Annotated in this window: 9 protein-coding genes; 2 read left to right on the top strand and 7 right to left on the bottom strand. The window is 68.6% G+C overall.

Annotated elements, in window-relative coordinates; translation table 11 throughout:
- A partial coding sequence (locus tag VF536_RS24525) for an efflux RND transporter permease subunit (protein WP_331617555.1) occupies positions 1-2103 on the top strand: 2103 nt, incomplete at its 5' end.
- Between the two features lie 7 nt (positions 2104-2110).
- On the top strand, positions 2111-3085 hold the full coding sequence (locus tag VF536_RS24520; protein WP_331617554.1) for an aspartyl/asparaginyl beta-hydroxylase domain-containing protein: 975 nt from the start codon (positions 2111-2113) through the stop codon (positions 3083-3085).
- A gap of 251 nt (positions 3086-3336) precedes the next feature.
- Here VF536_RS24520 and VF536_RS24515 read toward each other — a convergent pair whose 3' ends face one another.
- The 7 genes from VF536_RS24515 to VF536_RS24485 all read right to left on the bottom strand — a co-directional run.
- Positions 3337-3564 (bottom strand): hypothetical protein, encoded by a 228-nt coding sequence (locus VF536_RS24515; protein WP_331617553.1) that lies wholly within the window; start codon positions 3562-3564, stop codon positions 3337-3339.
- Between the two features lie 69 nt (positions 3565-3633).
- On the bottom strand, positions 3634-4425 hold the full coding sequence (locus VF536_RS24510; RefSeq protein ID WP_331617552.1) for a VacJ family lipoprotein: 792 nt from the start codon (positions 4423-4425) through the stop codon (positions 3634-3636).
- Between the two features lie 164 nt (positions 4426-4589).
- Entirely contained in the window at positions 4590-5078 is a 489-nt protein-coding gene (locus VF536_RS24505) for a hypothetical protein (protein ID WP_331617551.1), read from the bottom strand.
- Positions 5079-5112: 34 nt separating this feature from the next.
- Positions 5113-5511 carry a hypothetical protein gene (locus VF536_RS24500; RefSeq protein WP_331617550.1) on the bottom strand — a complete coding sequence of 133 codons (399 nt, stop codon included), beginning with the start codon at positions 5509-5511 and terminating at the stop codon, positions 5113-5115.
- Positions 5512-5599: 88 nt separating this feature from the next.
- Complete coding sequence (locus VF536_RS24495) at positions 5600-5998, bottom strand: DUF2845 domain-containing protein (protein ID WP_331617549.1); 399 nt, start codon at positions 5996-5998, stop codon at positions 5600-5602.
- Between the two features lie 170 nt (positions 5999-6168).
- Positions 6169-6720 (bottom strand): DUF805 domain-containing protein, encoded by a 552-nt coding sequence (locus VF536_RS24490; protein WP_331617548.1) that lies wholly within the window; start codon positions 6718-6720, stop codon positions 6169-6171.
- 88 nt (positions 6721-6808) lie between these two features.
- Positions 6809-8031 (bottom strand): DUF58 domain-containing protein (locus VF536_RS24485; RefSeq protein ID WP_331617547.1); only part of this gene is annotated, 1223 nt, incomplete at its 5' end.

Raw genomic sequence — 8031 nt, 5'->3', positions numbered from 1 at the left:
GACTTCACCGGCGAGATCATCGAGAACTACGACTGCTCGATGCGCCTGCTGGTCGAAGGCGCGGCGCTGGCGGTGCTGGTGGTGTTCCTGTTCCTGCGGGACTGGCGCGCGACCTTCGTCGCGGCGGTGGCGCTGCCGCTGTCGGTGATCCCGACCTTCGCGCTGATGCACTGGATGGGCTTCACGCTGAACACGGTGACGCTGCTGTCGCTGTCGCTGGTCGTGGGCGTGCTGGTCGACGACGCGATCGTCGAGATCGAGAACATCGAACGCCATCTGCTGATGGGCAAGACACCCTACGATGCGGCGATGGAGGCGGCCGACGAGATCGGTCTGGCGGTGATCGCCACCACCTTCACCCTGGTGGCGGTGTTCCTGCCGACGGCCTTCATGAGCGGCACGGTCGGCAAGTTCTTCGTCCAGTTCGGCTGGACGGCGGCGGGCGCGGTGCTGTTCTCGCTGCTGGTCGCGCGGCTGCTGACGCCGATGATGGCGGCCTACCTGCTGCGCGCGTTCAAGCACACGCACAAGCCGGAGCCCGGCTGGATCCGCGTGTACCTCGGCTGGGCGCGCTGGTGCCTGCGTCATCGCGCGGTCACCGCGGCGGCGGCGGCGGTCTTCTTCGCCGGCGGCATCGGGCTGGCCTTCCTGCTGCCGACCACCTTCATCCCGCCCGATGACGGCCTCCAGACGCAGGTCACGATCACGCTGCCGCCGGGCAGCAAGCTGCCGGCGACGGCGGCGATGGCCGAACGCGCCCGCACGCTGCTGATCAAGCATCGCCATGTGCATTCGGTGTTCACGGTGATCGGGGTCGCGGGCTCCGGCGGCAGCGGACCCGACGGCGACGAGGGCGGCGCGGCCAACGTGCGCACGGCGGTGCTGACGCTGCAGTTGACGCCTCGCGGAGATCGCGAGGACGGCCTCGACCAGCAGCAGATCGAAGCCCAGCTGCGCGAGCGCCTGTCGACGCTGCCGGGCGTGCGCGTGAAGGTCGGCCAGGGCGGCTCCGGCGCGAGCTATCAGCTGACCTTGGCCGGCGGCGATGCGGAGACGCTGGAGCGCCACGCCGCCCAGGTCGAACGCGAGCTGCGCACCCTGCCCGGCCTGGGCGCGGTGAGCTCGACCGCCAGCATCGCGCGGCCGGAGCTGCGCGTGCGGCCCGACTTCGCCCGCGCAGGCGATCTCGGCGTGACCTCGGCCGCAATCGCGGAGACGCTGCGCGTCGCGACGATGGGCGACTACGCGCAATCGCTCGCGAAGCTCAACCTGAGCGAGCGCCAGGTACCGGTGATGGTTCGTCTAAGCGACGCCGCACGCGAGGACCTCGACACCATCCGACGCCTGCCGGTGCCCGGCGCACGAGGGCCGGTACCGCTGGAGCACGTCGCCGCGCTGGACTTCGGCAGCGGACCCTCGGAGATCCAGCGGCAGGACCGCCAGCGCACCGTCACCCTCGAGGTCGAGGCCAACGGACGCCCGCTCGGCGACATCGAGCGCGAGGTGCTGGCGCTGCCGGGCTTGAAGCAGTTGCCGCGCGGCATCACGCTGGGCGCGCTCGGCGAGGCCGAGGACATGGGCGAGATGGCCGCCGGCTTCGGCATGGCGATGCTGACCGGGGTGCTCTGCATCTACATGGTGCTGGCGCTGCTGCTGAAGGACTTCGTCCAGCCGCTGACCATCCTGATCGCGCTGGTGCTGTCGGTGCCGGGGGCGATGCTGGCGCTGTTCCTGGCGGGCTCGACGCTGTCGATGCCGTCGATGATCGGGCTGATCATGCTGATGGGCGTGGCGACGAAGAACTCGATCCTGCTGGTCGACTACATCGTGATCGCGCGGCGCGACCACGGCCTGGACCGCCACGAGGCCATCGTCGACGCCTGCCGCAAGCGGGCCCGGCCCATCGTCATGACCACGATCGCGATGGGCGCGGGCATGCTGCCGGTGGCAATGGGCTACGTCGGCGATCCCAGCTTCCGCGTGCCCATGGCCATCGTCGTCATCGGCGGTCTGATCACCTCGACTTTCCTCAGTCTGCTCGTCATCCCGGTGGTGTACAACGCCGTCGACGATGCGATCACGTGGGTCAAACGACTCCGATAGAACCCCAATGAACTTCAGCACCTTCGGCCTGCTGGCCGTGACGGCCTACTTCGCCGCCTGCATCGCCTACGTCTACCGCTGGCGCGGGGAGCGCCGCTACGAGAGCTTCACCCAGTACCTGCGCAAGAGCTGGCCCGTGTTCGCGCCGCTCAACTGCCTGATGTACATGACGACGCGGGCCCACGCCCGCCGGCCGGTGCTCGAGGCCGACTACCTGCACAACATCCAGCTGCTGCGCGACAACTGGGAGGTGATGCGCGACGAGGCGCTGGCACTGGAGGCGTCCGGCGCCTTCGAAGCGGCGAAGGCGGAGGGATCCGCGGGTTACTACGATGTCGGATTCCGCACGTTCTACAAACGCGGCTGGAGCAAGTTCTACCTGAAGTGGTACGGCACGACGCACCACTCCGCGCAGCGGCTGTGCCCGCGCACGGTGGCCCTGCTGGCGCAGGTCCCGCAGATCCGCGGGGCGATGTTCTCGATCCTGCCGGCGGGCTCCGAGCTGTCGCTGCATGCCGATCCGATGGCCTGCTCGCTGCGCTACCACCTGGGGCTGCGGACGCCCAACGATGCGGCGTGCTGCATCCAGGTGGACGTCGTGGACTGCGCCTGGACCGACGGACGGGATTTCATCTTCGACGAGACCTATCCCCACAGCGCGCGGAACGGGACCGAGCGTTCGCGGCTGATCCTGATGTGCGACGTGGACCGCCCGATGAATGCGTTGGGGAGGCTCATCCACGCGGTCTACCGCGTCATCGCGAGCGGCACGGTGGTCCCCAACACGCCCGAGGACCGGCGGGGGCTGTACAGCGCGCTCTTCGCGCGGCTGGCGCCGCTGCGCGAGCGCTCGACGAAGATGAAGGCCGAGCGCCGCCGCACCTACAAGACCCTGAAGTTCGTCCTGAACTCCAGCCTGCTGAGCGCGCTCATGGGGATGATCTTCGCGGTGCTGCAGGTGCTGGAGGCGATCACGGCTTGAGGACACGTCGCGGCCCTGCCCGCAGTCTCCGTCCCGACTCCGAAGACTCTGCGCTTTGAGGTCACAGGCTGTGACCTCAAATGCTCTTCCGAAGCCAAGCTCCGGCGGGAGCGCATCCGCGATGATCGGCGTGGAGGGGATCACCACTGCTTCGTAGGTCCCCTTTTCCGCACGCTTTGTCCGATGGACGTCGGACCAGTGGTACACAAAGAGTCCACGCTCCGCGAGGCTGACGAAGCAGGGAATCGCGCTCATTCAGCGACTTCAAACGGGTACTCACGTCCCTGCACCAACCCGAACTCGTCTTCGGCCAGCCAGAGCCGCGCCTCCTCATAGTCAGCCGAGCGGAACGGACTCCGCTTTTCAACGGGATCGAAAACCTCGAAACCGGAGCCGTCCTTCGCGCACAGCAGCAAGAGCAGATAGGGCGGGCAGGACCCGTCCTCCGCCCAGACTTCGTACCAGAGACATTCGTTCATCGTCGTGATGGCGGCGTCGGCCGCCCCTCGGTTGCTCGCGATTCCCCATGGACCGCGGCCGAGACGGTATCAGGGACGCGGCGTCTCGCGCTCAGACGCATCGGGCTTCGCCGCTTCAGGCTTTGGCGCATCGCTCTCCATGCGCGGTGCTCCCGACCGATCCGCCTCCCGCTGCGCTCGCCGCTGCAGATAGGCGTCTCGCACGAAGAGATATTTGTCCAGCGCCACCTCGTCGACCATCTTCGTCACGTCGAGCAGATTGGCGCGTCTGTCGACCATGCCGACGATGGTGAACGCGTTGCGCGCGCCCGCGTCCTCCAGCTGCCCGGTCAGGTTGCCATAGCTGTTGACGGGAATGGATGCGGTGCTGCGCAGGTCGGAGGGACCGAACAGGGGCAGCACGACGTACGCACCGCCGCCGACGCCCCACACACCCAGCGTGTCGCTGAAGCCGTCGCCGTGGCGCGGCATGCCCCAGTCGGTGGCGACGTCCATGAAACCCAGCAGGCCGACGGTCGTGTTCGTGCCGAAGCGGGCGAAGTCGGACAGGCCGTCCTTGAAGCGCCCCTGCAGCAGCAGGTTGGCGCCGGACCAGGGGTCGCCCAGGTTGGAGAAGAAGTTGCTGACGCCACTGCGCACAGGCGTGGGCACGACCGTCTTGTAGGCGGTGGCCACCGGCTTGAGCACGACCTTGTCGATCCCTTCGTTGAGGGCGAAGGTCTTGCGGTTCACGGACTCGATGGGATCGGGGTTCTGGGGCGTGGCGCAACCCGACAGGAGCACGCCTGAAACGATGAGAAGTGCCGGCACGCGGCGATGAACGCTGATGGAAGCGAAGAGAGGGACGGGGATGGACGACATGAATTGCTCCCGCTCCGGAAATGGAGCCGCGAGCATGGTCGGCGGGGTGGACTTTCCGCAGACTTACCCGAAGAGGGACAGGACGGTGCGACCACGATGCCCCTCGGAGCCTTCGCCCAAAGGATGAATCGTCACGACGCGCTTCGCCAGTAGCGCCGGGACCATCACAGGGCCGGTCCATGCTCCATCGATTGCCTGTTTCGCCGGGCCTGCTCATCCATCCAACGCTGGACCATCGGCGAGCGCGAAGCCGCCGTCATCAGCTCCTCGGCCGTCCAGTTCCGGGTCAGCCAGATCGTGAGTGCCGCGTACGAACCGTGCCAGCTCAGCATGCCTGCGCTTCGCTGCTGATCCATGAGGTGGGACCGGGCCACCCACATGGCCACGCGCTCGCCCGGCGGCGGCCTGAGATCTCCACGCCAGAAGTCGATCGCAGCACCATAGGGGTTGATCGATTCGACCTGGGGAGCGCCCTCTCCCCGCGCGAACTTCCATACACGCGCCTGGTCCTCGGCGCTCGCCATCACGACAGGCCGCTCGGGGCGGCCTTCCACCCGGGACAGGCCCCACGCGTAGATCCACCAAGGCGACGACACAACCAGGAGGGCCAGCGTGCAGAGCAGTCCAAGCAGTAAGCGAAGGGCCGTGCGCATGGCGTTCGGAAGCGGTTGGATCCGACAAGGCCCATCAGCCCGGCGACACCGTCCCCACCGCCTTCAACGCCGCGATCACGCCCGAGTGCGCATGCACCAGTTCCGGCGACTGATCGAATCGCTCCGCGTACCGCTGCATGAAGGGATCCGCGCTGTCGCGGTCCAGGCTGAGCAGCCCGCGCAGGCGTTGAGCGACCGGGAGCGGCGTCTCTTTCGCATCCGCGGCGCCATCGATCGCCTCGTCGAGCATCGTGATCAACCGGCTCAGCGGCTCCAGCCATTTCATCTCCTCACCGAAGGCCATGACCTGGAGGAACTCTCCCGAGCTCTGCGGGCCGTGGGTCTTCTGGTAGTCGCCGCGCTCGAGTTCCACCAGCGCGCGGTGAAGGTCGAGGAGGCTGCGTCGGAGTTGGTGGCAGGCGTCGGTGGTCATGGTAGTGGAAGGTTCGGGCGAAGCCCGCAGCCTATCGGCAAATCGCCTCGCCCGCCTGCCCCATTCGGGAGGCCGCTGCCGAGACGCGTCACCTCGGCTCGGACCGGCCCTGTTCCCCGAACCGGATCGAGATGATCTTGCCCTCCCGGATCCGGATCACCGCCGGCAGGTAGCCGTCGCCGCGCTCGTAGAGCCACTCGTCGGTCATCACGCAGGCCACCTGCGGCACCTGCTGCGCCGGGTACTGCACGCCGGGGTAGCCGGGGTACTGAACGGCAGGCTGCGGCGGCAGCAGCACCCGCGCGCAGTACGAATCGGCGATGGCGGGTTGGCCGCAGGTCCGCAACAGCCAGACCTTGGAGTCGCCCTCCCTCACGCCCGCATCGTTGCAGCGCAGCGATTGCGCCTGCACCGCGCCCCCGGCCGCCAGCAGCGCACCCAGCGCCAGGCTCCGGAGGGCCCAGCGGCGTCGATCGGTTCCAGTCATGCCTTGCTCCCGTGGAAGTCCCCGTCGCGGGACGGATCAACCCGGATCAGGCAACGGCGTCGCCCGCACCGCCGTTGACCTCTTCCAGGCGCATCCGCTCCACAGAGCGCGCGTCGACAGCGCCGCCGATGCGGACGCGGACAGGGTCGGACCGGCGCCATCGGCGCCGCTCAGGGCTGCTGGGCCGGCTGGGCGGTCCGGGCGGCGTGGGCCTTGGCCTTGGCGATGTACGCGTTGTAGGCCGGGATCGCGACCGCCAGGATCACGCCGGTGAACAGGATCGGGAACAGCACCCCGAGGATGCGGACGCCCCAGTTGTTGGGCGGCGGCGGCGGGCCGAAGCGATTGGCCCCCTTGCTGCCGGGAACGAAGGCCCACACCAGCATGATGAACGGGACGATCAAGGTCACCGACCACCACCCGCTGATGTTCAGGTCATGGCAGCGCTTGACGCCGGTGATGACGTGGAACCACAGCAGGGCCAGCGACAGGACCACCGTGACGACGACCATGGCCTCGCCGGCCCCGCCGACGGCGGTGCTCAGGACGCGCGTGAGGATGCCGTTGACGAGCGTTCCCGCCATCAGGTACGCCAGGTAGCGCAGCCGACCGATGCGGCCGTCGATCCCGAACACGTTGAGTGCCGACGTGCCTTCGGAGAGCGCCACGTCGGCGACATGCGCCGTCGGCGCCGCGTATTGGTTCAAGGCCTTTTCGATCATGGATTCCCTCCAGCAGCAACAGGATGTATTGAGTCGGACATGCTGAGTCGGATGCGCCGGGTCGCAGGCATGGCAACGGCGGCTCGGATCAGAGCAACCCGGCCCGCTTGACCTCGTGGTACCGGTTGACCAGCGTGGACGCGAGCTGCCGCGGCTCGACGTCGATGGACAGGCGGTCGTGGTCGACCACGCGGGCGAACGCGTCGTGGCGGGCCTGGGACAGCAGGTGCGCGCTGGCGACCGCGACGGCGTCCTCCGCCCCCGGGATCGGCTGCGCGGCGATGCGACCCAGCGCCGTCTCGCGCAGGCTCGCCAGCAGCACCAGATGGCGACGGCGCAGCAGTCGCAGCGCCGGCTGCAGTTCGGGCGAATCCTCGTCGCGGAAGTTCGTCAGCACGATGACCAGCGAGCGCCGGCGCAGCCGGTGCGACAAGGCCTCCGCCGCCGCCAGGTAGTCCGAGTGGTGCCCGCCCGGCTGCAGGTCGTGCATCTTGTTCATCAGCACGTTGAGCGTGCCCATGCCCTTGCGCGGCGCGCAGTCGCGGCGCTGGCCCTCCTCGTTGCCGAAGGTCATCGCGCCGACCTCGTCGCCTTCCGACAACGCGACGTAGGCCAGCAGCATCAGCGCGTCCAGCGCATCGTCGAAGTGGCTGGTCTCGCCCGCGCCGGCCGACTGTTCGTCCGCGCGCATGCGCCGACCGCAGTCGAGCAGGAACATCACGCACTGGTCGCGCTCGTCCTGGAACTCGCGCACCACCGGCTTGCGATGCCGCAGCGAGGCCTTCACGTCGAGGTGGCGCAGCGGGTCGCCGCGCTTGTACTCCGCGAGCTGGCGGAAGTCCGTCCCCTGCCCCCGCTGGATGAAGGTCTTGATGCCGATCTGCGCCAGCCGGCGATCGCCCGACAGCCAGGCGTACCGCGCCAGCGCCGCGAAGTTCGGATAGACGCGCAGCTCGCTCGGCGCGCCGGCGCTGTCGCGCACCTCGAAGCAGCCCGCGCGGGTGCGCCACAGCAGCTGCGTCCGTCCCAGCTGCGCCACCCCGCGTTGGCGCGCCGTGACACGGAAGCTCACGCGGCTGCGGCTCTGCGCGCCGAGCGCGAGCGAACGCGGCAGGCCCTCGAAATCGAAGATCGGGTCCAGTTCATCGAAGACCTTCACCCGCCACGCCAGCTCGCTGGCGTTGACGAGGTCCAGCGTCAGCTCGGTCGGCGCGCCAATCGCGAAGGCCGCGGGCAGGCGCCGCTCGACCCGCACGCCACTTTGCCGCCACAGGCGCAGGCTGCGCCACAGGTCGATGCCGGCCGCGATCA

The sequence above is a fragment of the Roseateles sp. genome, assembly GCF_036486225.1.
GTDB lineage: Bacteria > Pseudomonadota > Gammaproteobacteria > Burkholderiales > Burkholderiaceae_C > Roseateles.
Note: the sequence above shows the minus strand (reverse complement) of the source record. Positions and strands in the feature narration are given on the sequence as shown.